This window comes from Corynebacterium silvaticum (assembly GCF_002162115.2).
Lineage (GTDB): Bacteria > Actinomycetota > Actinomycetes > Mycobacteriales > Mycobacteriaceae > Corynebacterium > Corynebacterium silvaticum.
This window is the reverse complement of sequence record NZ_CP021417.2, coordinates 454,437-479,612: the sequence shown is the minus strand read 5'-3', so window position 1 is coordinate 479,612 and position 25,176 is coordinate 454,437. Positions and strand designations below refer to the sequence as shown.

Below are 25,176 nucleotides of genomic sequence, written 5' to 3'. Positions count from 1 at the left end.
TAGCTCTTACCGCCGCTGCCCACACGGGATCTTCCCCGCGTGGGCTTTCGCGCAATTAGCCTCGGCATTGTCCCCTGTCTCCTCGAAGCTTCCGTGAAAGAGTCCTCATGCCTGCTACCCCCCTCTATGCAGATAACCAACGGCACTATCGCCCCAGCATTGCTACAGCTGCCCTGGTCGCTTCCGCTAGAAGACTTGGCCAGAAGAGTATTTGGCGTCGCTCCCACGGGGCATTTCGCGCCATGTGGTGCGCTTTGTGGGGATCGACGGCAGGGTTTTTGCGATCAAAGAGATCGGGCAAAAGGTTGCCTACAATGAGTACAAAACGCTGCGGGATCTCAATCGCTTAGGGGCGCCGTCGGTACGCCCTCTTGCTGTGATCACCGGGCGTGTCGACGCCACCGGGGAACCCCTCACAGCGGCGCTGGTCACGGAACATCTGGAGTTTTCACTGCCCTACCGCGCGGTTTTTTCTCAGTCCATGCGCTCGGAAACAGCCACCCGGCTTATCGACTCACTCGCCGTCCTCTTAGTCCACCTCCACCTGCTGAATTTCTTCTGGGGTGACGTCAGCCTCTCCAACATGCTGTTTCGTCGAGACGCAGACTCTTTTTCCGGGTACCTTGTCGACGCAGAAACCGGCGAGCTACAGCCTAAACTCAGCGATCAACGCAGGCTTTACGACGTCGACATCGCACGGGTAAACATCATCGGTGAACTTATGGATCTGCAAAGCGGCAAACTCCTTTCCCCAGACGTCGATGCCATAGAAATAGGCAACCGCATCGTGGAAAAGTACACCCTGCTGTGGGAGGAACTGACCGCCGAGCAAACCATTAGGCCAGATGAGCACTGGAAAGTGCAGCAGCGTATAGACAAGCTCAACGCATTGGGCTTTGACGTAGGAGAGCTCAAGCTCACGAGTTCCGATGAAGGACAGTCTGTGCATATTAGGCCTAGGGTGGTCGACGCAGGGCATCATCATCGTGCGCTCATGCGTCTCACCGGCCTCGACGTGCAAGAAAACCAGGCCCGACGCATACTCAATGCCATTGAGACCTACCGAGCCATCCACTCAGATAGTCACCGGCCGATGAGCACTATCGCCCATGAATGGTTGACTCATATTTTTGAGCCCACGCTAGCGGCTATCCCACAGGAGTATTCGGCACGGCTGCAGCCCGCGCAGATATTCCATGAGGTTCTCGAACATCAGTGGTATCTCTCAGAGAACGCAGGGCATGAGGTGCCGCTGGATACTGCAGCGGCAGACTACGCAAAAACCATCCTGTCGCACCGACCAGATGAGGAGCGGATGCTGGATCAAGATCCCCACGACGAGCTATCGGAGGATTAGGAAGGTGCGGGGGTGTCGATAAGCTTTTTAGTCGCGGTACTTGTCGTTTCCCCGGTTAAGCCAGGCGTACACGGCGCCCATGCACACGCCTCCGCCTAGCAGGTTGCCGACAAAGACGACCGCCCAGTTGTGGGCAATATGCGCAGCATCAAAATGGGCTGGGAGCGTCTCGGCGCTAAACCCAACCAAAGAGACAAGACCAAAGTTTGCGATAACGTGCTCAAGCCCCATCACAGTAAACATGCTGATGATAAACGCCAGGGTAAGAAGCTTACCGGAGAATTCCTTCATCATGGCCACACCAATGATGCCCATATTAACCACGACGTTAGCCAGAATTCCCTCAATGAGGAGACCCAAAGAGGCCTTGGCCAATTTAGTTTCCGTGATAGTAGAGACCAGGCTCTCTGCATCCACGTGAGAGAACGCGACTGCTCTGCTCAGCAAAAAGGCCACGAGTGCAGAACCCACAAGGTTGAAAAAGGTGCAGACCAGAAGCACGAGGGTGGCCTTGGACAAAGACACCTTTTTATTAACAACCTCGAATCCGAGGTACATCATGTTGCTGGTAGCAAGCTCTGCGTTGAGCAACACTATGGTGTACAGGCCGACAAAGAACATTAATCCAAAGACCGGGTAGCCCACGCCGGGAACGATATGATCGAGCTTTTGTCCGAGGGTAACGGCGAAAGCTGTTCCAAGGGTGAGGTAAACACCAGCGAAGATACAGCGGACAGAATACCGCCAGAAGTCAGTGTCAAAGAGGGCGACTTTCTTTGCTACTGCTGAGGAGACTTTATCGTTGAGAGATGCGGGCGCGGTCAACGTGCACGACCTTTCCTAAATCGAGATGAGTCCGCGCTGCGCCCCCGCGAAGGGGTGGTCTCGGTTCGCGCGAACGTAACAGATCGATGTTAGAGCATCTCTTCTTTATTTGAGGAGAGTGAGAAACTATTCACATTCTCAGCTTCCCGCATGCGCGCCCAGCGTGAGCAGCCCTATGCCTGTACACAATCAAGGACGGCTTTGCTACCTTTTTACATCAGCACCGTGGCGATAAGTCCCGCACACAGGAGAACCGCAGGGTAAGCCCACGGAATCCAGGCGGCCGGCAAGGAACCTTCCTCGTCCAGCAGCGGCTGACGGTAATGCAAAAATACTGTTCCTAGCGCCGGCGAAATAAACATCGCTGCACCAAAAGCTCCAGCGGAATACATCATGCGATTCTCGGATCCCCAGAGGAGATAAAAAATCATGATGAATCCGAGTAAGGCGATCCCCATGGGGATGATTCCAAAACGCGTTCCCAAGGAAAGCGCCACAATCCAAAACACTGCGGCAAGAGTGACCCCCAGCATCGCTGCCCATCTCGCAGCGGTAGACAGCTGCGCCGTAATATCGATAGCTGCCAGCACCACGAGAGCTATCAGCAGAACCCACACAGGATTCTGCGACTCCGTGCTCCACACCCGTCGTTCCGAGGCCAGATCATAAGGAACCTCGCTCACCGCAGCAATAAGGAACGTCCACGCGGCAAGACGCCATCGGTTCACTCCGCGTTTGATTGCCAGCGTGTAGAGCCAGGCGACGAGTGGGATTGCGCACCAAGAGATGACCTCCATCACGATTCCCACAGTCAGCAAGCCCAAGCCTGCATCCGCATACCCCGAGCCCGTGGGGCGAACCAGAAGAGAGCCCAACGAGGACGCAATGATGAAAAACCCTGCTAGGCCAGCCAGCTTATGAGCGCTAAAACCTCTCTGACGTCGCTGAACATCCATTCATTTCCTCGCTTCTGCTTGCGTGTACAGCGCCTCAGGTTTGCATGCGGTGCTGTACGTGGCTCTCGGTGGTCTTTGTTGATTGTGCCCATTGCAGCGGGATGCCCTCGTGTTCCTTTGGTCTATGACCAACACGAGGGTACTTGTTGTACGAACAACGAGCTTTACTATCCCTTAACGGAACCAGCCATCGACTCCTGATAGTAACGCTGCATCACGATGAACAAAATCGTGATGGGGATAGAGATGCACACGGCACCTGCGGCAAAGCGTGCAAACCAATCGTAGATATATTCTTTCTCCAGCATCTTCCATAGGCCAAGAGAAACCGTGTAGTTTTCCTGCGTTCGAGCGATTGCTTTTGCAAGCACAAAGTCCAGCCAAGGGGTCAAGAATCCCACAATCGCTTGATACACAATCATCGGTTTAGAAATCGGAAGAATGATCTTGGTAAAGACCTGCCACCTTGTGCAGCCGTCGAGAAGCGCTGCCTCATCCAGTGAAATCGGGATCGTATCCATGAATCCCTTCATCACGTAAAAGCCCATGCCCGTTCCGGCGGAATACACGATGATCAACGCCAACGTGGTGGTCCAGCCTTGGGTAAGGCCAATCGCTTTAAGGATGAAGTAGATAGCCACCACCGACATGATGCCGGGGAACATTCCCAAGATCAGCGCGGTATTCATATAGACCTTGCGGAACCGGAAACGCAGACGGCTCAGGGAATAGGAGACAAAGAGCACGAAGACAACGCTGATCGCGCAGGTAAAACAGGCGATGATCAGGGTGTTCAAGAACATCTTGGGGAAGTTCAGCACTGAGTGGTCGGTAAAGAGCTGAACATAGTTGTCCACGCTGTATTCCGTGGGGAAAAAGGTGCTCGTGTACGGAGCGGTGTTCTTGTTAAAGCTTTCTGCCACAACCCAGACGATGGGGACCACCCAAATGATCGCCAGGACGGTGAGAAAGAGATGAACGAGGAAATCGACAAGCTGTCGCGTACGACGCTGGCTTCCACGGATCCCTACTTGTTTGGTGCTCATCACTGGAATCCTTCCTCGTTGCGATAAGAGCCGCTTCGTCGATACGTAATCAGTGCCACGGTAGAGAGAACAATGAAGGTCAAGATACCGATCACCGCACCCACGTTGTAGTCACCACGGTCAACCGTGAGTTTGTACAGCCACGTAATCAGGAGATCTGTTTTACCAGCCGAGGCGCCAATCGGTGTTGGGTCGCCTTTGGAGAGCATGTAGATCACGTTGAAGTTGTTCACGTTCGCAGTAAATGTGGTGATCAGGTACGGCGTCATCACAAAGAACATGTACGGCAACGTCACATTGCGGTAAGTCTGCCACCAGCTGGCGCCGTCGAGACGCGCAGCCTCGTAGAGCTCGCCCGGAATATTCTGCAGAATGCCCGTGACCTGCATGATTGTGTACGGAATACCGATCCATAGGTTAACGATGATCACCGTCACGCGCGCCCACGTTGCATCCGTGAAGAACGGCAGGCTGCTATCAATCCAGCCCCAATCCAGCAGCAGGCGGTTCACGATGCCCTCTGGCTGCAACATACTGCGCAGCACGAGGAGCGTAACAAACTGCGGAACAGCCACAGATAGGGAGAAAATCGCTCGCCAGAACGCCTTTCCACGGGTGGTCTTGCGCTGAATAATCATGGCCAAGAACATGCCCAGGAAGTAATTGAGGAATGTGGCAAAGAACGCCCACACCAGAGTCCAGGTGAGCACGCCAACAAAGATCTGCAGATTAACTTCACCACCGGTGTTAGAGAACACCTTGCCAAAGTTCTCTAGCCCCACCCAGTCAAACTTCTGAACATTCCGAGAATCATAGCTGGTAAATGCCATGCTGATCATAAAAATCAGCGGCAAAACTGTGAAGATCAAAATGCCGGCCGTAGGAAGCGACATCAGCATAATCGGCGCGTCTTCATCAGTTAACGCATGCAAGTCTTCTTTCAGCGTACGCGCGCGTCCTTGCTTCTCGACGAACGTCTGTGCCTTGTACGCACTGCGCAACGCGATTGTAGCTAGCCACAGGAAGACGATAAGAAGAAAGATCGTGGCCACGCCTTCAAGCAACAAAACAACCGACGGGTCGCTGTTTTTATAAACCCAGAATCCGTCTACTTTGACGCGACCTTGTTCGCCAGTACCAAGACCTGGCAACTCTTGAAGCGCCTTAATTCCTTTGCTCATAAACAGTGCAATAGCGGCTATCTCTATGCCAAGGAACACTGCTCCTTTGAGAAACTGTTTACGCACTAGGTTGCCAAGACCAAAGACAACAAGCGAGGCCTTTGTAATGGCGTCTCCGTTAGCCCACGCGTTAGACAGCGAATAGAGACTCGGCTCATCGTTGCGTTTTTGCGTCTTTGGCTTCGGTTTGGTTCGCAGGCCACCGCGGTGGGCTCCAGCTTTCATGAGTCCGCACTCCCCTTCCTGTGGCTTTTAAAAGTGTGTTCTTTTGAAAAACTGCTCATGCACACGTTGAGCCCAGCACGCAGACTGGGCTCAACATACGCACGCATATTCAGGGACTACTTTTTGCTAAAGCTAGAGGTCCAAGCGTCGGTCTTAGTCACCGCATTCTCGGGGTTGACCTCGCCGTTAACCAGGGCCTTGCCGAAGGTGGTTGCAGGATCCCAGAAGTCAGACATTGGCTTCAGGGTTGGCTGCAGGATCGAAGCATTGGCAACGGTCTCAAACAGTGCGACTGCCACAGGGTCAGCTGCGATAGCAGCATCCTTGGCCAGCGTCTTATCTGCTGGGATAACACCGTTCTTGTCAAAGTGCGACTTCTGAGACTCAGTGGAAGCGAGAAAAGCTGCGAACTCAGAAGCAACCTTTGGGTTCTTGGTGTTGGGGTTGTAAGCAATTGCCTTGGAACCGGAGAAGGACTTCATCTGAACATCCTGGCCATCGAGCTTGAAGGTCGGGAGGCTTGCGACACCATAGTTATCGCCCAGAGCCTTCTTGATGTTCTTGGCATCCCAGGAACCGGAGAACACAACATCTACAGAGCCATTAGCTAGGCCGCCGATGCCGGAGCCTTCAGCGTCGTTGACAAAGTTGGGGTTCTTCACAACGTTTGTCAGGTACTTGGTTACTTCACCGGCCTTGTCGCCAAGCTTGATGCCAGCGGCCTCATCCAAGCCATCCTTGCCAAAGAAGGAAGCGCCTGCACCAGCATAAAACGCTGGGTAGTACCAGGAGTTAGACATAGGGAAAGAGACCTTAGCCTTAGACAGCATGGTGTCAAAGGACTTAATGTCTTCCTGGTTCAGCTTTGACTTGTTGTAGTACATGAACCAGGTGTTCGGCTCGATCGGAAGGCCATAAGCCTTGCCGTCTTGTCCCTTCACACTGGCGGCGATGGTGTCCTCGGCTTGCTCGCTGAGCTGCTTCATGCCGGCGTCGGAAAGCTCACCAACAGCACCCGAATCCAACAACGAGCCTAGGCGGTCATTAGCGTAGACATAGACATCAGCTGCTGCCGAAGGATCCTGGTTTACGGTCGTTGCAGCCTGATCAGCGCCAACCACCGAGTTCTTCCATGTGATGTCATAGTCCGGATGTGTCTCTTCAAACTTCTTTTCAACGGACTGCAACCATCCGCCTGAGCCATCTTGGTCTTCCTGAGAGCTCCACACGCTCAGAGTGATCTTGCCGCCCTTAGAGTCACCCGAAGCACTCGACCCCTTGGAGTCCTTTTCGCTGGAGCAACCGGCAAGAACGAGGGTTGAAATGGCCAATACGCTGAGGGCCTTCTTTGCGCGGATCTTCATCCACTTCACCGCCTTTAGAGATTAGGGGGATAAGTTGGGGGACGACTACCTCTTTTACTCATGCCCGGATAAAGCATTCTTAAAGTGGTAATCACCTGTCAAGCACTTAGCTTAACCGCCTGTGACACTTTCGAGTAACCCGAAAGTTTATGCACTAACTCACAGACCCCCATACTCGCAGCCCACCCACCCCCTTTGCAACCCCCACCTGCATTAACCGGCCAACATTGCCGCTTTTTGAGGAAAAACCAATAAGAGAAAAAGTGTCAATAAAGTGGCTTCTAGCTGGCGATTGGTCGGACATCACACCTCCTTTGAACACAAAGGAGACCCCCGCAAAGATCACCCCAAACGGAACCGGTAATAACCAACATCGGACAGAGTGAGATCTTGCACACGATAACCAATAACTGTGCAAATATATGAAAATAGCCCATTTTGATCGGGGTTTATCAAAGAGAGCTAAGCCAGCCGAACAATGGCTACAGATATTCAAAGGCCCCCAGAAAAGGAGAGATCCCCTAGATGCTTGTTCACATCTAGGGGATTGAATGAGATTAGCGGCCGGTTCGGCTCGGGCCAGAAAGGCGAGATTTTAGCCTTTCGACCTTCTGCTTGACTGAAGAATCACCATTCTGAGTCAAATCATCAAGCAACTCAGATTGCTCCTCGCTCAGTTTCTTATAGTGATCACGCAATTCAGCAGCGTTCATTAAATCAGCCTCAAGAATCCGGGGATCCTGCCCATTCCAGGAGCGCAGCTTCTCATAGGCGCGACCAAGTTCAGGAACAGTGCAAGGACCCTGGGAAATTAAAGGATACGACTGGTCGCCACCAGTAATCCAGGATTCTCGCTTACATGTCCAGGTGTCACCCTGCTTCTCCACGGTCTCGCGAACGTCAGTCTCCTGCGCGCCATTGTCGGTAAGCAAAACCTGCGAAGCCCCTGCCACGGAACCGCCTAGCGCTAGGCAGCACACCGCGCCGGCAATAAGTGAGAGTTTGATTTTTTGCATGAGTGATCCCCTTTTAAGAGTTGAGAAAAATACACACCATAGGGATAAGTTATAAAAACACCCGGCGTGTTAGGTTATTTTCATGTTAACGTTGAATAAGCTTTTGGTCAATTTTTAATAGCCTCAAACATAAAAACCAGAAATTAAAATAAGAAAAAGCCGTACCCACCACCGCAAATGCGGAGTAGGTACGGCTTTTTAGTGAGAAACTTCTCAGTTACCTGAGAATTAAGCCTCAGCGATCGAGCCGCCAGCGGCTTCGATCTTTTCCTTAGCAGACTTGGAGAACTTGACGCCGGAAACGGTCAGCTTAACGCTGATTTCGCCCTCGCCAAGAACCTTAACAGGCTGCTTTGCACGAACGAGGCCAGCAGCTGCGATGTCTACAGCTGCGATCTCGCCGCCATTCGGGAAGGCCTTCTCCAGGTCAGCAACGTTGACAACCTGGTAGTAAACCTTGGAAGGGTTCTTGAAGCCCTTCAGCTTTGGCAGACGCATGTGGATCGGCATCTGGCCACCCTCGAAAGCAACCGAAAGTTGCTTACGAGCCTTGGTGCCCTTGGTACCGCGACCAGCGGTCTTACCCTTGGAAGCCTCACCGCGGCCAACGCGGGTCTTTGGCTTGTTTGCACCCTTTGCAGGACGCAGATCGTGGAGCTTAATTGGTTCGCTCATGTTTTACTCCCCTGCCACTTCTTCGACAGACACCATGTGGCGGACCACATTGATCATGCCGCGCACTGCGGGGGTGTCCTCGTGTACGACGGAGTGGTTGATGCGCTTGAGACCAAGAGCAGCCATGTTCTTGCGCTGCTTCGGGTTTGCACCAACCAGACCCTTATGCTGAGTAATCTTCAGGGCCATGGTTACGCCTCCTGTCCTGCGCGTGCGCGCAGCATACGAGCCGGAGCAACTTCTTCCAAGGTCTTGCCACGACGAGCAGCGACCTCTTCAGGACGGTTGAGCTGCTTCAGGCCAGCAACGGTAGCGTGAACTACGTTGATGGCGTTGTCGGTGCCAAGAGACTTGCAGAGGATGTCCTGAACGCCAGCGCACTCAAGCACTGGACGAGCTGCGCCACCGGCGATAACACCGGTACCAGGTGCAGCCGGACGCATCATAACGATGCCTGCTGCTGCCTCACCCTGAACTGGGTGAGTGATGGTGCCGGCAACCATTGGAACGCGGAAGAAGTTCTTGCGAGCTTCCTCAGCACCCTTTTGGATTGCAGCTGGAACTTCCTTGGCCTTGCCGTAGCCAACGCCGACCATTCCCTTGCCGTCGCCGACGATCACGAGAGCGGTGAAGCTGAAGCGACGACCACCCTTCACGACCTTGGAGACGCGGTTGATGGTAACAACGCGCTCGATGTACTGAGAGCGCTCGTCCTGCTGCTGGTTACGACGATCATCGCGGCGTCCGCCACGGCGATCGTTCTTCTTCTGGTTGTCGTCGGCGGAGCGTCCGCCGTCACGCCGTTCACGTCCCGGCATTACGCAATCCTTCCGTTGATGTTCATGGAGATAGCGGTCATTAGAACTTCAGACCACCTTCACGAGCTGCGTCGGCCAGTGCAGCAACACGGCCATGGTACTTGTAGCCAGCACGGTCGAAAACGATCGACTCAATGCCAGCAGCCTTAGCGCGCTCGGCGATCAGCTGACCGACCTTAGCGCCCTTAGCTTTCTTGTCACCCTCGATTGCACGAACTTCTGCTTCCAAGGTGGATGCAGCAGCCAAGGTGTGGCCAGCGAAGTCGTCGATGACCTGAACGTGCATGTGGCGAGAGGTGCGGTGGACGACGAGACGTGGGGTCTCGGCGGTACCACGCAGGTTCTTGCGGATGCGGTTGTGACGGCGTGCGCGAGCGATGCGACGGCGGGTGGAAATGTCCTTGCCCACAGGCAGACGCTTGCCGTTGTTGTTCTCGTTGTTGCTCATTGCTTACTTACCCGTCTTTCCGACCTTGCGACGGATCTGCTCGCCCTCATAACGAATACCCTTGCCCTTGTAAGGATCATCCTTACGGAGGCGACGGATGATGGCGGCGATCTGTCCGACCTTTTGCTTGTCGATACCGGAGACAGACAACTTGGTGTTGCCGTCAACAGCGAACGTGATGCCTTCCGGAGCCTCGATCAGGACCGGGTGGGAGTAACCAAGGGAGAACTCAAGGTTCTGGCCCTTAAGAGCAACACGGTAGCCAACACCGAAGATTTCCATCTTGATGGTGTAGCCCTCGGTCACGCCAACAACCATGTTGTTAACGAGTGAACGAGACAAACCGTGCAGCGAACGGTTCTTGCGGTGATCATCCGGGCGGACCACGGTGATCTGTCCGTCTTCAAGAGAAGCGCGGATTGGTTCTGGAAGCTCGAAGCTCAGGGTTCCCTTAGGACCTTTAACCTCAACGAGCTGGCCGTCAATCTTGGTCTCAACGCTGGATGGAACAGCGATAGGTGCCTTACCTACACGTGACATATTTCGTCTCCTCCCTTACCAGACGTAGGCGAGAACTTCTCCGCCTACACCCTTCTCGGTAGCCTGACGATCGGTCAGCAGACCCTGAGACGTGGAAATGATAGCCACGCCCAGGCCGCCAAGGACCTTCGGCAAGTTGGTGGACTTTGCGTACACGCGCAGACCTGGCTTGGAAACGCGACGAACGCCCTCGATGGAGCGCTGACGGTTCGGGCCGTACTTCAGGTTCAGGGTAAGGGTCTTGCCAACCTTTACTTCCTCAACCTTGTAGTCAGCGATGTAACCTTCTTGCTTCAGGATCTCAGCAATGTTTGCCTTGAGCTTGGAAGAAGGCATCGACACAACGTCGTGGTGCGCGTGGTTTGCGTTGCGCACGCGCGACAGCATGTCGGCGATAGGATCTGTCATGGTCATAAAAGTGACCTGGCGCCTTTCTCGTTGCGGTTCCTACCCACCTTTAAACGTGCGTTACCGCGTGCTCTCGGGCCACTTACGCTCCCCAAACTCAGTAGCTTGGGGCGCTCGCTGCCACATGTCCACACGGTCGCATAAGGCGAGGGGCCTACAACAAAGTAGGTATGAAAATTTGTACAGTGGTCTCGGCAGCACCTTGATAAGGGCGCACGAGTCCGAGTGGCCAGCTTACTCTACGCGGTTCTTCTTGCCAACTTTTTTACAAACTTTTTTCGACGCCCCTTGCACTAGCTAATCGACGCTCACCGCACCGCGCTCATCCACCGTTACGGTTGCAGCCATAGCGCGTGCCAAATTAATCCGTTGCCAGGACCCTCGCGGGCTCTGATCATCTAATGGATAACCCGCCTCGGACGCGGTTTGACGCAGTACTTCAGCACGCTGATCCCATGTCAGATGCGGGAAAGCAGATGACAAGAGCACAGGAGCTGCCTGTGGCACCACCATCGGCGATTCGGTGGCGTACACACGGGGCTTCATCCCATAGTTCATGCGCTCTGTGTATGCGTGCACCGCCTGCAGCTTTGCTCCTATGTCTGCGGCGCACTCCGACAAGTTCTTCCCGCAGCGCCATTCCAACTCCGCACGTAATTCTGCCCCGGCAGCGTCCAATGCTGCCCGCATCTTCGGGTCATTAAGACGGTCTGCCGCAGCCGCGTTCCCTGTCATCCGCCCACCGATCACATCCAGCGGATAGTGGACTCCAAGTACTACCCGGTTAACCCTGCTTCCGATCCCCTATCCAATAGCTGAGCGGAAAATTCGGGCAGCATATAAGCCCACAGGGCAGTCGTCCACGCTGCTTGATTCGTGTGTCCCGAGGGGAAAGAACCCGATGTTGGATACAGATCATGATGCGCGACTGGGTATTGGCGAATCGCATCGGGGTGTGCAATGTATGGGCGTGGATTTCTAAAAATGTTCTTTTCCACAAAAGTGGAACTTGCTGGCCCCCCGGCGCGCGCCGTCCATCCCCCAAGAAGCATCTGCAGCTTAGGCAGCCGATTCTCTGCGAGTGCGGTACGCAGATAACCTCCAAGCGTGGGGCCTAGGGCATCCGAAAATGCCATGAGCACGCCGTCACGTTCGGTGAGGGCGTCGCGTGCTGCGCCCGGGCCACGGTCTCCGAGGTGGCCTCATTATTAATGCGTATCGACGTCGCCGAGTTTTCTTCTAGCGCTTTCGGATGATTCCGGCGCAGGTCTTCAAAGTTAGACACCACGTCGTAGTAAGTTCCGCCGCTGTAAGAACTGATATCGGAGATATACCCCACGTAATCCGCAGGGCAAACGGTTGTGGAGTAGGAGCACCAGGATGCAGAACAGGCGGAGGAGCCAGGGACGATCCCGCCTGTGATGCCGGAGGCAGGGGAAGGGACGACTGTGCGTTTACTGGTGTGGTTACAGCAAACATAAAAGCCGTAACACACAGCGAACTCAGTAACCGGCGATTCATCTTGGACAAGGTTTCTCCTTCATAGGTCAGCCGCAGCCTTCGCTTTTCACCGCTGCGCTTCTCAGACGCGCGAACCATCGTGTCTCTGCTGTCCAAGCGCTCAACGTAATTTCACTTATACCAAGATATGAATCGTGTAAGCGGGTTCCCGAGAGTTGGGTCTTTTAACGGGCGCGATCAATCAGCGACAAGAAGCTCTTCCTGGATCACATCCTTGTTTCTTGACTGCCCCCACTGAGAAACGCACATCCTGCATTTTTGTTCCGACTCCCTCATCCCCCTTAAGACGCATTTCATAACTCTTCCCTGTCTTGTGATTCCGCAATAAAAGATCCGCTATGAAATGCATCTCGTTTTCATTTCTAAAGCGGTGTTATGTGCGGTGCATGTCCCCCTGAGCGCTGCAGTGTTCGGTGAAAGCATGACTGGTCGTGATCAGCTTGGAAAGCAACACCATCAAAGGACCTGCATTCCCAGTAAGCCATGTCTATAACTTCGATAAACTGCCTGACGCACTTCCTTCGTCAGGACGCCTTCACTATGCGACGCATAATGTAGCCCTTGCGTCTCCTGTCTTTCATCGCTCTGCCCACAAACTTGTGGTTAACAGGATAAAACTTTGTCTGAGCTTTGAATTCCACAGTGATTCTCTTCACTCCACAACAAGCATCGAATTCTTCGAAGATATCTATCTATATCTCTGCGGCTAAGAATTCATCATCACAGGTCCTGCCGTTACGACGATCACTGTCGTTTATAATGGAACGTCCTGTCCACGCCGAGGAACTAGCACATCCGTTTGATCGAGTGCCCGATGCAATGGGCATCAACAAATGGGAAGCGGATCACCAGTTGGTCTCTGCCGCGAAATATTTCATGAACTTTTGCAAGATCTCTCGTTCTTCGCAGAGTTTCCCAACTTCCTTTTCCAGCTCTCGTCTGCGCTGTGCGTCATAGCGTTCACCCGCCATAGCGGCATACTAGTTTTCTCCGCAACCTGACTGGGCTGAGATTGTGCATCTGACAAACGGAATCAGATCCGTTCGAGGCCTCCTGGAGGAAAGTGAAAAAACACACCTCAGATAATTTGTTGGAGTGCTTGACGAAAACAGAGATTCTAAATCAAGTTCAGAACCCTAAAAAATCGAGTGCATTACCTTGAGGATTTCTCTCGATACCGTGCAGCGAAAATTGGAGTAACAAGCGCACCTAATCCACCCCCGGCCATCAGGAAATATGCAACGACATTAGCAGCAAATCCACTGAAAACTGTGAAACCCAATATAAGAAGAACCGCCCCAGCTACCATGCTAAGGACGCTCATTGCAGTTGCTAATTTGAAACGCCAATTCCAGCTAGAGAAACTCCCTTGATCTCCAGAGTCAAATTTTTTTGGATCTACCATAACTTGTTTCCTTTACTAGTGATCACATTTCAAATAAACCAAAAGCTCATTGCCACATCTTTACCTATGACTTGCTGTATAACGCAATCTGAAATCACAAAATCTTACCCTTGCTCGTCACGAGATACTTAGAAGATTGTTTGTGAAAGCTCGGCTGGTCGGCCCACAGAGAAAGCCAGACCATTCTTCATCTCACGGTGACTATGACAGACAAGGGCTGTTACAATGGAGAAGCTGTCAGAACATGTTACCAACTACAACGGATTCGCAGAAGCACACAGCATTCAGAAATATCTTTACATAGACAGCATCGATGCTTCTTTACACACGATTCGTAAGATAATGACGGAGAAAGACTTAGTTACTAAGTACGGTTTTGTTGTCAGCATAGCGTCCATCGCCATTGCATTTTAGTCGCAGCAAGCATCGTTTTCGTCGCAGGAATTTCACAAAAAGCCCCAACGAACTAAAATAGCGCACATCACAAGCCGGCTGGCACACCCCGAGCACGCCTCAGCCGGCTTGCGCTCTTTGGTTAACTCTCGTTAAAGAGCACCTTGGGATCCGTTCCGGTGGCCAGAGCGGCTGCAAGCACAATGCGCGATTGTCCCGCCCGCAAGTAATTCGAGCCAATCACGCCTTTTTGTGCAAGGGTAGCTCCGCCGCCTGCGCCACCATAGGTGCCTTCCACTAGCCCAGCATCCACACGCGTGGTCATAACTATCGGGATATTTTTCTCTGCGGCAGCCACGATTCCCTCTGCGATATCGCCGCCGACGTTTCCTGCGCCCATCCCCTCAATGACTAGGGCCTGCGCTCCGGTGGCGATGGCGGCGTCGACAAGCGCACGAGGTGCACCCGGATAGGCCGCGATAATGTCTACCCGGTATGACTCCAACGGCTTAAAATCTAGCGGCTTAGGCCGAACCAGATCGTCGCCGGCGTTAGTGCGAAAACCATCTTTTTCAGAGGTATGGGATTTGTATGCGCCGCGTGCCCGGATCAGCGTGCCGCCAAAAGCGATAAAAGTGCCTTTCCCTTGATTTTTAGTATCTGTTGCTGCGGTGACAGCCAAAGTGAGGTTGTCGGGACCGTCAGTGTGAGGATCGTCGAAAGGCAGCATCGAACCGGTAAAGACCACAGGCTTATCACCGCTGAGGAACGTGTCCACGGCGATGGCCGATTCTTCCATCGAATCAGTACCGTGCGTAACTATCACGCCTGTGACGTTGTCTTCCTTCACCGTCTTAAGCACTTCACGGATAATGGTATCTGTATCCTTCAACGTCATTGCAGAAGAATCCAGCTGGCTTACCTGACGAACCTCGATCGTGAGTTTGTCTTGAGAAAACTTTTTATACACAGGCGTTACAAGCTCTTCACCGCTTACCGTGGGGACCAGCGCCCCGGCAACATTGGTACTAGCGATAGTTCCACCGGTAGATAAAACGACTACATGCCCAGAGATCGCTGAATAATCTATCTCCTCAGCGTGGTTGGTGGCGCCACTGGGTTGAGAACCTTCTTGTGCACACGCAGTAAGCACTCCAATACCGCCAGCCGTAGCTAGAGCAGTGGCCCCGAGAAAGCGGCGGCGAGAGAACAACTGAGTCATACGATCCTACCTTCCTTCTTGCTACTCAATGCGGCCAATGATTCCATTCACCGCAACGCTTATAAGTGTTATCGCGCGAATGCCAAAAGCACCTTTGCAGGGATACAACGCCCGTGAAAACTAATGTCACGATCATTTTTATCCATGCAAAGGTGTTCTTTTGTCTGTTCACCAACATGCGCTAGGCATGGACTAGACAGTGATTGAAAACTAGCTACACGGCATCAACTTAGGAAGCACGACCTTAGCCAAACCGCCAAGGGAGGTTTCGCGGTACTTGGAGTCCATGTCCTTGCCAGTCTGATACATCGTCGTGATGATCTGGTCTAGTGATACCGTCGGGTTCGACTCACGCTGCAAAGCCATGTTTGCGGCGTTGACGGCCTCCACAGCAGCCACGGCGTTACGCTCGATGCAAGGAACCTGTACCTGGCCACACACGGGGTCACAGGTAAGGCCCAAGTTGTGCTCCATTGCAATCTCAGCTGCGATGAAGACCTGCTGCGGGGTTCCGCCCATAAGTTGCGCAACACCGGCCGCCGCCATCGAACAAGCGACGCCCACCTCTCCCTGGCAACCGACCTCAGCACCAGAAATAGAAGCGTTCATCTTGTAGAGCGCACCGACAACCTTGCAGGTGAGGAAGTAATCGGTGTACATCTTCTCATCCACAGGCGCCACCAACTTGTCCCAATAAGACAGGACAGCGGGCAGAACGCCACAAGCGCCATTTGTAGGAGACGTAACAACGCGACCACCAGCAGCGTTTTCCTCATTGACGGCAAGGGCAAACATATTAAGCCAGCTCATCATGCGCAATGGCTCATTCTCGCTCGTGTTTTCCAAGCGAGTCCGCAGTGCCTTTGCACGACGCGGGACCCGAAGCTCACCGGGGAGAATTCCCTCAGCGCTCGAACCACGTTCGATGCCAGTACGCATCACGTTCCAGACCTTGGCCAGGTGATCACGCACGTCCTCTTCAGAGGCAGCTGATGTCTCATTGCGCCACTCTAGCTCCGGGATGCTGAGCCCTTCAATGTCGCACATCGTGAGAAACTCTTCTGCGCTGCGGTAAGCAAACGGAACGGAAGAAGTATCCTCATCGGCTGCCCCGAAGTGCTCTTCATCCACGATGAATCCACCGCCGATAGAGAAATACGTCTTATGTAGAAGCACTTCTTCTTCAGAGAACGCAGTGATGGTCATGCCGTTCTCATGCAGCTGCAGGCAGGTGTTGTGGAAAACGATGTCCTTCCCGCGTGGGAAGTTCACTAGTTTCTTTCCACCAGACAATGGCAGGCGTTGAAGAGAGGCTACCTCTTCCAAGAAACTTGGCATCGCATCGATGTCCACGGACTCTGGCTCAAAACCAGCAAGACCCATGATGATGGCTTTATCGGTTGCGTGTCCGATACCGGTGAGGGACAAAGAGCCATAGACATCTGCTTGTACACGGACGGTGGCGTCGAGAAGCCCTCGTGCCTCAAGCTCGTCGGCAAAGGCCTTTCCTGCCTTCATCGGGCCGAGCGTGTGTGAGCTCGAAGGACCGATGCCGATCTTGAACATGTCGAAACTACTGATAAACATTCTTGCTCCTAGGGAACAGTGCGAGGTTATCGCGGGAAACTATGGGGTGTTTTAGATTGCTTGAACGATGTTGTAGAAGATCGTGCCAAAGGCAACAAGACCCATGAAGAAGATGAAGTAGTTCGAGAGATGTCCACGGTACTTCTGCAGAGCAGGAACCTTGTGGATGGCGTACATCGGCATCAGGAAGAGGAGGATGGCGATGGTAGGACCGCAGAGAGTCTCAATCATTCCGAGGATAGAAGGATTCAACCAGCCGACGAGCCATGCGGTGACCAGCATGAAGGACAGCGTGATCAGAGCAAGCTTGCGATCGCCCTTGGCCTCAGCGGATGCCTCCGCACCCTTCTTGGAGATCAAGCCCTGGAAGCCTTCTGCAGCGCCGAGGTAGTGGCCCAAGAAGGATTTAGCCACAGCGATCATGGCGATGATAGGAGCAGCCCACTGGATGACGGGGTTATCAAAGTGGTTAGCCAAGTAGGACAGGATGGTGATGTTCTGCGACTTTGCCTCAGCAAGGTCTTGTGGGGAAAGGCTTAGTGCACAGGAGAAGACAAAGAACATAACCACGCAGACCATGAGGATCTGAGCAACCTTCAGGACCTTACCGGTCTTCTCATCAGCATGGATGCCGTACTCTTCGCGCTTTTCTACCGCAAAGGAAGAAATAATTGGCGAGTGGTTAAAGGAGAACACCATAACGGGGACCAAGAGCAACAGGGTGACCCAGATGCTGTGACCGGTCGCTGCCGAGGCGGATTCCAGGGAGAAGGTTCCAAACAAGGATGTGTTCCACTTAGGCACCAAGTACAGGGACAGCAGAACCAGGATGCCGATGAATGGGAAGACCAACACGCTCATAGCCTTGACGATCACGTCGCGTCCCAGGCTCACCACAAAGATCAAACCGCCGACAAGGATAAGGGACATGAGCCAACGTGGCCATGGGGCCACTCCGAGCTGGTGCTCCAGGAACGAGTTAACGGTGTTGGTGATGGTAACCGAGTACACCAGAAGAATCGGGTACACAGAGAGGAAGTAAAGAATGGTCATGAAGGCGCCTGCCTTCCGACCGAAATGCTCCTCGACGGCGTCCGTGAGGTCTCCGCCTTCTTTAGAAGAAGAAAGAACGAAACGCGTCAGGCCACGGTGAGCCCAGTAGGTCATCGGGAAGACAACGATCGTCATCACGATCAGCGGAATGATGCCGCCAATGCCTGCGTTAATAGGAAGGAAAAGGACACCGGCACCGATGGCGGTTCCGAAAAGGCTCAGGGCCCAAACGGTGTCACTTTTACGCCACTTCGGTGCCGATGTCGAGTGAGACGGCGACGAGTCTGACGATGATGAATCGGCCGAGCCTGAGTTTGCTGGCACGGAAATTGTCTGCGACATGGGTTCTCCAAAAATTCTCGCGAATTCCAAACCAAAGAATTCAGGAAGTCCTTGTCACTCTTATCCATCTCCTCACCTATTCCAGCCCCATCACGATGGGCCTCGGTATAAGTACTAGGAAACAAGAATGGGAGCTCATGACGACGTGTGACGCCAGTTACGATTAACATCCTTCTGTCTTTGGTGTTACACCTGGACAATAACCACGGAACTAGGCAGGTTAAAAATATTAACCGGCTATTTTGGTGTAATTAATATCTCCCCAACAGACCCTTGTCTACCCGAAAACCAATTGTTCACTAGGTATCACATGAGATATCCCCCGTTTGCGCAGCTCAACAAAACGGGCATCGCTTACCCCACCGCATAAACTGACGCGTATTTTTTCTTTTTATAATTCGACAGACTTCTCAAAGAATGGGATTTTTATCACTATAGAAGGTATGCTACTCCAACATAATCCACAGTTTTCACGATTTTCAGAAGAAAACAAAAATGTCCGATTACTGCTTTTTCTTCCCGCTCTACTCCTAACCGGACAGTTTTTAGAAATATTTCTCCGAGCCCACTCCGAAAAACCAAGAGCAGAAGCGCTAAAAGACACAAAAAAACAAAGTCACCCACTACCAATTAGTGGGTGACTTTGTTTTAAGCCTTACGCTACGTTTACCTAGCTAAGACCCAATCGGGATAAGAACTCTTAGTTCTCAGCCTTCTTGAAAGGGAAGCCGAGTTCACGCAAAAGCGCACGGCCTTCCTCATTGTTGGTTGCAGTGGTAACAACGGTGATGTCCATACCGCGAGGACGGTCAACCTTGTCTACGTCGATTTCGTAGAACATGGTCTGCTCAGCGAGACCGAAAGTGTAGTTGCCGTGTCCGTCGAACTGCTGGTCAGAAAGACCACGGAAGTCACGAATACGAGGCAGAGCAACAGTCAGCAGACGGTCCAGGAACTCCCACATGCGGTCGCCACGAAGGGTAACGCGTGCGCCAATCGGCATGCCCTCACGGAGCTTGAAGTTAGCGATGGACTTCTTCGCACGCCGCAGCTCAGGCTTCTGACCGGTAATAAGGGTCAGATCCTCAAGCGCACCGTTGATCAGCTTGGAGTCACGTGCAGCGTCGCCGACGCCCATGTTGACAACAACCTTGGTCACACCAGGAATCTGCATGACGTTCTCAAAGGAGAACTCTTCATTCAGCGCGGTGCGGATTTCTTCACGGTAGCGGGTCTTCAGACGCGGGGTGTAGTTCTCGCTCATGATTAGATGTCCTTCCCGTTACGACGCGAGATACGGACCTTCTTGCCGTTCTCATCGAAGCGGTAACCGATACGGGTCGGGTTACCGTCGGAGTCTAGAACCATAACGTTAGAGACGTGGATTGGAGCTTCCTGGGTGACAATTCCGCCAGACTCAGCGCCGCGCTCTGGAGCAGAGTTAGCAACGTGCTTCTTTACACGGTTAACACCCTCAACGAGGACCTTATCGGTCTTCGGGAAAGCCTGAATGACCTTGCCCTTAGCACCCTTATCGGGGCCAGAGATCACCAGAACCATATCGCCCTTATGGACCTTCATTCTTAGATCACCTCCGGTGCAAGAGAAACGATCTTCATGAAGCGCTTGTCGCGCAGCTCACGAGCAACGGGGCCGAAGATACGGGTACCCTTAGGCTCGTTGTCGTTCTTGATCAGAACAGCAGCGTTCTCATCGAAGCGAATGTAGGAGCCGTCTGCACGACGGGTTTCCTTCTTTGCGCGAACGATAACAGCCTTCACAACCTCGCCAGCCTTGACGTTGCCGCCGGGGGTTGCTTCCTTGACAGTCGCGACAATAACGTCGCCGATGCCAGCAAAGCGTCGGGTGGAGCCACCAAGAACGCGGATGCAGAGAATCTCTCGTGCACCAGTGTTATCGGCAACCCGCAGACGCGATTCCTGCTGAATCACTATGGGTCTCCTGACCTGGATGTTTGTGCGGCAGATTTCCGAACTGACGCACGCGGTCTATGTACTACTACCTACACATGCTCAACGAACCATCAATGGTCGAGGGGTCTCGGCCGCGACACTCGGAAACTAGTGCACAATCAGCCGACCTATATAGGCAACCTGAACATTTAACCACAAGCCCCACCACACCAGCAAGCTTCACCTCATATCAAACCCAAGAGCCTTCCCAACAAGCCCCCACGCGCCGCCAACACCCTCAAGAGATTTAGGACATTGCTTTACGACGTCCCCTCCCACCCAGACATTCCACCAAACACCCCAGCAAGGCCAGGAACCTGCAAACCACCCCCAAACGGGGAAAGGTGGGTGGTTTTCATTCTGGATACCTTTTACAAACGACCTGTTGGCCAACAGGAACAAGCGGAATAAATGTTAAATCCGACATCTTTTCAGATTAAAAATTTCCCCCGATCTACCATATCTACAAAGGTGAAAGACAGAAAACGAGGCTTAATAAGCAATAGAAGCATGGAAATAATTAATTTGAACTTTCTTGAAAGAATCACACAAAAAGTCCCTCATCTCTGCTAATTTTCATACTTAATATGAACTGACTCACGTTAAGAGTGTTTAGTGATTCCCTTTACTTTTGGCAGGTAAGGCTTCATCCAACGCTCACACATAAAATCACGACAGGCAGCCCATACCTATGATCAAGTTTCTCATTAAGAAAACGCTTGGCTGGTTGGCCATGATTTTTCTCGCGGTGAACCTTACATACTTCCTCGCGTCCTTCTTCCTTAATCCCCGTTCAAACTATGTTGGCCGCCGACCGCCTGTTCCGGAAGATCGTGTCGACGCGATACTGAGCCCGCTCAACCTCAATGACAAAGAACCGATCATTGAGCGCTGGTGGCACTGGCTTTCCAACATCATCATGCACTGGGACTAGGGGTCTTCACCGCTAGGCGATTCCGTAAACTCTCAGATCTCCTATCGCATCTGGGTTTCCGCCCAACTTCTGCTCCTCGCCACAATCATTTCCGTGCTGCTTGGCGTAGGCATTGGTGTTTTCACGGCTTTCCGCCAATACAAAGCCGGCGATCGGGTCTTCCAGTTCATCTCTATCCTGGCCATGAACATCCACGTTGTCGTGGCATCCATCGTGGTTGTATGGCTTGCTATTAAAACTAATCAGGCTCTAGGCACCAATCTCTTCTTTGTTACAGGGGCCTCATCCGTGGGCGTTGAGGGATTCTTACCCAAGCTCATCGATTACGCGCAGCACCTCATATTGCCCACCGTTTCACTCATCATCATCTCTTACGCGAGTTACCACTTTCTCCAGCGCTCAATATTGCTCGACAACATCGACGCCGACTATGTGCGCACTGCACGTGCAAAGGGACTCACCAGGGCACAGGCTGTGCGTCGACACGCTCTGCGCACGTCCATCATCCCCGTAGCTACTACCGTCGCATTCTCCATACCCGGAATTTTTACCGGTGCGATTATGACCGAAACGATCTTCGGATGGCAGGGCATGGGGCAATATTTCGTCTCCACTATTAATAAGAATGACATCCATGGAGTTGTCGCAGTCGCTGCCTTTGGTGCCCTTATGACGGCCATCGGCGCAGTCCTCGCCGACATCTTTGTTGTCATTCTCGATCCACGAGTCCGGGTGAGCTAACCATGCGCAAGGAATATCGCAATAACGGCGAGGATCGGCACGAGGACCTCTCCCCCAACGTTCTGCCTACCGCAGACCTCACGGTTTCCAGCTCTCCGCTGGCGCAAACCAACACCTCTAGCGTCACAGAATCGGAAATCCTCAACGCCCAGCAGGGTATTGAAACAGCGCATGTTACTGTGCAAAAACCGATGAACAAATACCGTCTCTATCTGCGCGTTTCCTTCGCAACAAGACGGCAGTAGTCGGCTCAGTAATCCTGTTTCTGCTCTTCCTGCTGGCGATTTTTGGTTCTTTCATAGCTCAATGGGACTTTGATGACCCAGACTTTTTAGCACTGAGTAGCCCGCCTTCCCCTGAGCACTGGTTTGGCACGAGTTCTTCAGGAAACGATCTTTTTGCCATGGTCGTTCATGGACTTGGACGTTCCCTCACCATCGCCATCACTGTTTCACTCGCCACTACCCTTATCTCCGCATTCGTCGGTTCCACTGCAGCTTTGCTCGGCGGACGCCCCGAACGCGCGATCTTAGGGATTATTCACTTCCTCCTGGTGATCCCATCCTTCCTCATCATTACCCTTATTGTTTCTGGCTCCGGCGGTGACTGGAAACTACTCATCGTGGTTTTGATTGCATTCGGATGGATGTACTACGCCCGAGTGATCTGGTCTATGTCGCTGTCCCTCAGAGAACGGGAATATATCAAGGCAGCCCGCTACATGGGGGTCTCTAACTTCACTATCATTCGCTACCACCTTATCCCCAACATTGGCTCGCTTCTTGTCATTAATGCCACGTTAGGTGTGGTCAGCGCGGTCATGAGCGAAACTGGGTTGTCCTTCTTGGGACTTGGCGTCAAGATCCCCGACGTATCCCTCGGTACCCTGCTCTCTACCGGCGCGAATTCACTCTTATCTTCACCTTGGGAATTCTATTTCCCAGCTGCAGTGCTCACTCTCCTCACCGTTTCCATGGCGTTCATTGCTGATGGTCTCCGCGACGCGCTCGATCCCAATTCCGCAGCAGTTGGAAAGGCTTAAACCATGACTAATCCAGTCCTTAGCGTCCAGAACCTCAACGTCACCTTCCCTTCAGAAGCTGGAAACGTCAACGCAGTTCGCGGTATCTCTTTTGATCTTTATCCTGGTCAGACACTCGGCATAGTGGGAGAATCTGGTTCCGGAAAATCCGTAGCCTCTATGGCAGTCATGGGTTTGCTGCCCGACTACGCCACAGTTACAGGTTCCGTTCAACTTCATGACCGCGAGCTCATCGGGCTTTCCGACGACGCCATGTCCGCAACACGCGGCAAGGAAATTAGCATGATCTTCCAAGATCCACTCTCTGCGCTGACACCCGTATTCAATGTGGGATCTCAGATCGTCGAAGCCCTGCGCTGCCACCAAAAAATTTCTAAGGCCAAAGCGTGGGATATGGCTATCGAGCTTCTGGACCTCGTGGGCATACCTGATCCCAAGCGTCGCGCCCTTGCTTTTCCCCACGAATTTTCCGGCGGTATGCGCCAACGCGTCGTGATAGCCATCGCCATCGCCAACAATCCGTCAGTCCTTATCGCTGACGAGCCAACCACGGCCCTCGACGTGACTCGTGACTATTCAGGCCCAGATCCTCCGACCTGATCAAAATGGCGCAAAAGGAAACTAACGCCGCGACGATCATGATTGCTCATGACATGGGCGTTGTTGCTGGCACCGCGGACAACGTGATGGTTATGTACGCAGGACGCCCCGTAGAATACGCCGGCGTTCACGAGCTTTTCAGCGAGCCTAAGATGCCTTATACCGTCGGATTGCTTGGCTCTATCCCCTCTGTACGCAAACGCGAAAAGGTCTCACTTACCACTATTGAGGGAAGCTCTCCGATCGTGGTTAATCTGCCCGACGAGTGCTCTTTTGCACCGCGCTGCCCCATAGCCACGGACGAGTGCCGTGCGACTGAGCCTGGCCTGCTGCCCATTAATGATCAGCATCAGGCAGCGTGCGTGTATCCGCTCTACTGCGATCTCCCGCGGAGAACTTCATGGCGCTCCGATTTTCCCCACGCCTCCTGTTCATGAGGGCGCCCTCATGCGAATCCCCCGCGAGAAGCGCTCCTGCGTGCTTAGCGTCTCTGATCTGACTAAAACATTCCCATTGGTCAAAGGTGCTCTCCTGAAACGAACGGTGGGAGAAGTCCGAGCGGTGAGCGGCCTGACCTTTGACATCAAAGAGGGCGAATGCTTTGCTATCGTCGGCGAATCTGGCTGCGGTAAGACCACCACGCTGTTGGAGATCATGGATCTGGCCCCGCAAGCACCCACTCAGATTCGGTTAGGTGAGCAAGACGTCGCGGGCATATCCAAGCATCAACGACGACTCCTACGCAAAGACATTCAGATCGTTTTCCAAGACCCCATGGGAGCTCTTGACCCACGACTCACTGTCGCAGAGATCCTCCGCGAGCCTCTCGATTCCTTGGGATGGGACGGCGATAAAAATGAGCGTATCCGCGAGCTTATCCGACTAGTCGGCTTAAACCCCGCCCATATTGATAGGTTCCCCGGCCACTTTTCCGGTGGCCAACGCCAGCGCATTTCCCTAGCTCGTGCGCTTGCTGCCAATCCCAAGTTGATCGTCCTTGACGAGCCCGTCTCTGCTCTCGACGTCTCTGTCCAGGCAGGAATGCTGAACCTCCTCGATGAGCTCAAAGCCCGCCTAGGCATCAGCTACCTGTTTGTGGCTCACGACCTCTCCGTTATCCGTCACATTTCTGACCGTGCCGCAGTAATGTACCTGGGTCGTTTTGTCGAACAGGGCGATACAGATTCTCTCTTTGACAATCCGCAGCACCCTTATACCAAAGCGCTGCTCTCGGCGATCCCGCTGGCGGATCCCGTCGCCGAGCGCAACCGAAGACGGATCATCCTCACCGACTCGCAGCCTTCCCCCACAGAGGAGATCACGGGCTGCGCGTTTCGGGGACGATGCCCGCTTTACGCCACGCTTGGCGACGCCCACCAGCGTCGATGCCGCGACCAAGAACCGGAGGTACGCAGAATAGACGATTCAGAAAATTCAGATCATCTTCACGCTTGTCACTTTGCGGGTACTCCCCTCAATTAATCCTCTCAACTTAGGAAGAAAG

The 25,176-nt window shown here is 53.1% G+C and carries 20 protein-coding genes and 5 pseudogenes; 4 read left to right on the top strand and 21 right to left on the bottom strand.

From position 1 onward, the window contains the following. The first annotated feature begins 39 nt into the window (after window positions 1-39). Window positions 40-1,357: pseudogene (locus CBE74_RS14690) on the top strand (DUF4032 domain-containing protein). A 27-nt stretch (window positions 1,358-1,384) separates the two neighbouring features. Here the strand turns inward: CBE74_RS14690 and CBE74_RS14685 are convergent. The 21 genes and pseudogenes from CBE74_RS14685 to rplN form a co-directional block, all read right to left on the bottom strand. Further along, window positions 1,385-2,182, bottom strand: a complete 798-nt coding sequence (locus CBE74_RS14685; RefSeq protein WP_087453402.1) for a formate/nitrite transporter family protein — start codon at window positions 2,180-2,182, stop codon at window positions 1,385-1,387. A 212-nt stretch (window positions 2,183-2,394) separates the two neighbouring features. Beyond that, window positions 2,395-3,138, bottom strand: a complete 744-nt coding sequence (locus CBE74_RS14680; RefSeq protein WP_087453401.1) for a TraX family protein — start codon at window positions 3,136-3,138, stop codon at window positions 2,395-2,397. Window positions 3,139-3,305: 167 nt separating this feature from the next. Then, window positions 3,306-4,184, bottom strand: coding sequence for a sugar ABC transporter permease (locus CBE74_RS14675; protein ID WP_087453400.1), 879 nt, complete (start codon window positions 4,182-4,184; stop codon window positions 3,306-3,308). Beyond that, window positions 4,184-5,590, bottom strand: coding sequence for a carbohydrate ABC transporter permease (locus CBE74_RS14670; RefSeq protein WP_087453399.1), 1,407 nt, complete (start codon window positions 5,588-5,590; stop codon window positions 4,184-4,186). The genes CBE74_RS14675 and CBE74_RS14670 overlap by 1 nt, the downstream gene beginning before the upstream one ends. A gap of 116 nt (window positions 5,591-5,706) precedes the next feature. Further along, window positions 5,707-6,954, bottom strand: coding sequence for an extracellular solute-binding protein (locus CBE74_RS14665; protein ID WP_087453398.1), 1,248 nt, complete (start codon window positions 6,952-6,954; stop codon window positions 5,707-5,709). A 557-nt stretch (window positions 6,955-7,511) separates the two neighbouring features. Continuing rightward, entirely contained in the window at window positions 7,512-7,970 is a 459-nt protein-coding gene (locus CBE74_RS14660) for a hypothetical protein (protein WP_087453397.1), read from the bottom strand. 228 nt (window positions 7,971-8,198) lie between these two features. Continuing rightward, window positions 8,199-8,645, bottom strand: a complete 447-nt coding sequence (rplO, locus tag CBE74_RS14655) for a 50S ribosomal protein L15 (protein WP_087453396.1) — start codon at window positions 8,643-8,645, stop codon at window positions 8,199-8,201. A gap of 3 nt (window positions 8,646-8,648) precedes the next feature. Continuing rightward, on the bottom strand, window positions 8,649-8,834 hold the full coding sequence (rpmD, locus tag CBE74_RS14650) for a 50S ribosomal protein L30 (protein WP_013241229.1): 186 nt from the start codon (window positions 8,832-8,834) through the stop codon (window positions 8,649-8,651). Between the two features lie 2 nt (window positions 8,835-8,836). Beyond that, entirely contained in the window at window positions 8,837-9,463 is a 627-nt protein-coding gene (gene rpsE / locus CBE74_RS14645; protein WP_013241228.1) for a 30S ribosomal protein S5, read from the bottom strand. A 40-nt stretch (window positions 9,464-9,503) separates the two neighbouring features. Beyond that, window positions 9,504-9,911 (bottom strand): 50S ribosomal protein L18, encoded by a 408-nt coding sequence (rplR, locus tag CBE74_RS14640; RefSeq protein ID WP_013910812.1) that lies wholly within the window; start codon window positions 9,909-9,911, stop codon window positions 9,504-9,506. Between the two features lie 3 nt (window positions 9,912-9,914). Continuing rightward, window positions 9,915-10,451 carry a 50S ribosomal protein L6 gene (gene rplF, locus CBE74_RS14635; RefSeq protein WP_087453395.1) on the bottom strand — a complete coding sequence of 179 codons (537 nt, stop codon included), beginning with the start codon at window positions 10,449-10,451 and terminating at the stop codon, window positions 9,915-9,917. A 15-nt stretch (window positions 10,452-10,466) separates the two neighbouring features. After that, window positions 10,467-10,865, bottom strand: a complete 399-nt coding sequence (rpsH, locus tag CBE74_RS14630; RefSeq protein ID WP_013910810.1) for a 30S ribosomal protein S8 — start codon at window positions 10,863-10,865, stop codon at window positions 10,467-10,469. Window positions 10,866-11,156: 291 nt separating this feature from the next. Then, window positions 11,157-12,380: pseudogene (locus CBE74_RS14625) on the bottom strand (acid phosphatase). Window positions 12,381-13,225: 845 nt separating this feature from the next. Further along, entirely contained in the window at window positions 13,226-13,351 is a 126-nt protein-coding gene (locus CBE74_RS14620; protein ID WP_263059978.1) for a hypothetical protein, read from the bottom strand. 182 nt (window positions 13,352-13,533) lie between these two features. After that, window positions 13,534-13,785 carry a hypothetical protein gene (locus tag CBE74_RS14615; protein ID WP_087453394.1) on the bottom strand — a complete coding sequence of 84 codons (252 nt, stop codon included), beginning with the start codon at window positions 13,783-13,785 and terminating at the stop codon, window positions 13,534-13,536. Window positions 13,786-14,320: 535 nt separating this feature from the next. Then, window positions 14,321-15,400 carry an asparaginase gene (locus CBE74_RS14610; RefSeq protein ID WP_087453392.1) on the bottom strand — a complete coding sequence of 360 codons (1,080 nt, stop codon included), beginning with the start codon at window positions 15,398-15,400 and terminating at the stop codon, window positions 14,321-14,323. Between the two features lie 210 nt (window positions 15,401-15,610). Further along, entirely contained in the window at window positions 15,611-16,987 is a 1,377-nt protein-coding gene (locus CBE74_RS14605) for an L-serine ammonia-lyase (protein ID WP_087453391.1), read from the bottom strand. Between the two features lie 51 nt (window positions 16,988-17,038). Continuing rightward, window positions 17,039-18,382, bottom strand: a complete 1,344-nt coding sequence (locus tag CBE74_RS14600; RefSeq protein ID WP_087453390.1) for a serine/threonine transporter — start codon at window positions 18,380-18,382, stop codon at window positions 17,039-17,041. Window positions 18,383-19,082: 700 nt separating this feature from the next. After that, entirely contained in the window at window positions 19,083-19,646 is a 564-nt protein-coding gene (gene rplE, locus CBE74_RS14595) for a 50S ribosomal protein L5 (RefSeq protein WP_013910805.1), read from the bottom strand. Window positions 19,647-19,648: 2 nt separating this feature from the next. Beyond that, window positions 19,649-19,963 carry a 50S ribosomal protein L24 gene (rplX, locus tag CBE74_RS14590; RefSeq protein WP_087453389.1) on the bottom strand — a complete coding sequence of 105 codons (315 nt, stop codon included), beginning with the start codon at window positions 19,961-19,963 and terminating at the stop codon, window positions 19,649-19,651. 2 nt (window positions 19,964-19,965) lie between these two features. Beyond that, window positions 19,966-20,334, bottom strand: coding sequence for a 50S ribosomal protein L14 (gene rplN, locus CBE74_RS14585; RefSeq protein WP_013241217.1), 369 nt, complete (start codon window positions 20,332-20,334; stop codon window positions 19,966-19,968). Between the two features lie 712 nt (window positions 20,335-21,046). On the opposite strand from rplN, the pseudogene CBE74_RS14580 reads away from it, so the two are divergent. From CBE74_RS14580 to CBE74_RS14570, 3 pseudogenes are all read left to right on the top strand, one after another. After that, a pseudogene (locus CBE74_RS14580) lies at window positions 21,047-22,030 on the top strand (ABC transporter permease). A gap of 2 nt (window positions 22,031-22,032) precedes the next feature. Next, window positions 22,033-23,072: pseudogene (locus tag CBE74_RS14575) on the top strand (ABC transporter permease). A gap of 3 nt (window positions 23,073-23,075) precedes the next feature. Next, window positions 23,076-25,154, top strand: a pseudogene (locus CBE74_RS14570) (dipeptide ABC transporter ATP-binding protein). The last annotated feature ends 22 nt before the right edge of the window (window positions 25,155-25,176 follow it).